Source organism: Marinobacter sp. (assembly GCF_041686475.1).
Taxonomy (GTDB): domain Bacteria; phylum Pseudomonadota; class Gammaproteobacteria; order Pseudomonadales; family Oleiphilaceae; genus Marinobacter.
In genome coordinates this window covers 1,616-3,368 of record NZ_JAWLDU010000126.1, presented here as the reverse complement: position 1 = coordinate 3,368, position 1,753 = coordinate 1,616, and the positions used below count along the sequence as shown (strand labels likewise).

Here is a 1,753-nt window from a genome sequence, read left to right as displayed (position 1 = left end):
CCGCGTTTGACGAGGTCGGCGGCGAACTCTACGGTTCCCCGTTCTACGCCACCGCTGTAGAGCGCTGGTAAAGCCTGCAGAATCCTCAATGATTGCCCCTCTTCAGAAAATGGCTGATAAGCCAGCGTGCTGCCCGGTCTGCTTCCCACAGGCCAGGAGATTCAGGCAGTTTGCCGGCCATGACGGAGGCATGGTCACTCCAGCGCGCAACGTACCCTTTTTCCACCAGGCTGGCCATGCCGCGGGCGACCCGGCTGTTGTGTCTGGGAGCCAGTTCAAAAACGCCGGTGGGAACACCGGAAGTAGCCGCCTCGCAAACCATGGAACCGCTGTCCGGTGTGACCCAGACGGCGCGGGATGCGGCCAGTTGATGTGGCAACCAGCTCGAATGGGTTCGTTCCGGGTCCACAACGGTGACCTTGGGGCCTGCCAGTTCCTGCAGTTTTTCCAGCACTGCGGCCGGTGTTCTGCGGGAGCCGCTGATGGTCCAGCGCCATTCGGGATAGCGCCCCATAAGCTGGGATATTTGCTCGAGGACCACATCGTCATCCCAATCGAAGTGGGGCGAAGGGCCTCCGGTGAGGATCAGGCCTTCGGGTTTGTCGGTAATGCGAGCCAGCGGCGTGATGGCGTTGATAACGCCTTCGGTGGTCAGGATGTGTCTGGCGGGCGCTACGGCATCGTGCTCGGGAATGATGGCCGCATCGACCCACCCGATGGGAAAGCCCGGCTTCATAAGGACCACGGTTTTTGCCTTGCTGCGCCGCCGAAGCGAGAGTAGCAGGCGATGGGTACCGCTACCCGCGGCAATAATCAGATCGGGTGGGGGCAGGGTGCTATCCATGGCGGGGGCCAGGCCCAGAAGTGCTCGCCACAGGGGAACCACATGTTCCGTGGCATCAACTTCGCAAACGCCGACGCCTGCCAGGACCCTCAAACGGTTTCCCAGTCCTTTCAACTGATTGCGGTGTCCGGGCTTTTTGTCTGTGAGCAGCCAGACAACGGGTGCTGGAGATGCCATTCAGCTCTCGTCCTTGCCATAAAAATCGGGATCGTCCTTCGAAGGCCGGGTTTTGAAACGCCGGTGCATCCACAGGTACTGCTCCGGATGCCGGCGGATCTGTCCTTCAATGGTTCCGTTCACCAGTGTTGCGTCTGCCAGGTCGTCTCCGGAGGGGAAGTGCTCCAGTGGGGGGTGAAAGTAAATGTCGTACCCCGGCTCGTGTTCCCGGCGGAAATGGCTGAACGGGACCACCGCACACCGGCTGCGTTCGGCGATCCTTGAGGTGGCGGTAATCGACCCCGCGGGTACATCGAAAAACGGTGCAAACACGATGCCCTTACGACCGTAATCCTGGTCCGTGGCATACCAGACAGTGCGGTTTTTTTTCAGCTGTTTGAGCAATCCCCGCAGATTTCTGCTGTCCAGTACCACGCCGTACCGGCGCTCCCGGGCGCGGGTCATCACCGCGTTCATCAGTGGGTTGTTGTGGTCCCGCTGCATCACGTCGGCCTCAATGTACTCTGTTACCAGGCTGCCACCGAGGTCCAGCGTGCTGTAGTGCCCGCCAAGCAGCAGGATGCCTTTGCCCCTGGCCAGGGCCGCATCAACATGCTCAAGCCCATGCACCTCGGTGATGGGGATGAACGAAGTAGGATTGCGGAACCAGGCCAGCCCGATCTCCATGATTCCGATGCCATTGGCCTGGAACGATTTTTTCACCAGTGCCTGTTGTTCCTGCTCCGACAGTTC

The 1,753-nt window shown here is 60.5% G+C and carries 2 protein-coding genes; both read right to left on the bottom strand.

Annotated features, from left to right (window positions below; genetic code table 11):
* Positions 1-85: 85 nt before the first annotated feature.
* Positions 86-1,021, bottom strand: a complete 936-nt coding sequence (locus tag ACESMB_RS15045; RefSeq protein ID WP_372971997.1) for a mitochondrial fission ELM1 family protein — start codon at positions 1,019-1,021, stop codon at positions 86-88.
* A partial coding sequence (locus ACESMB_RS15040) for a lipid A biosynthesis acyltransferase (RefSeq protein WP_372971996.1) occupies positions 1,022-1,753 on the bottom strand: 732 nt, incomplete at its 5' end.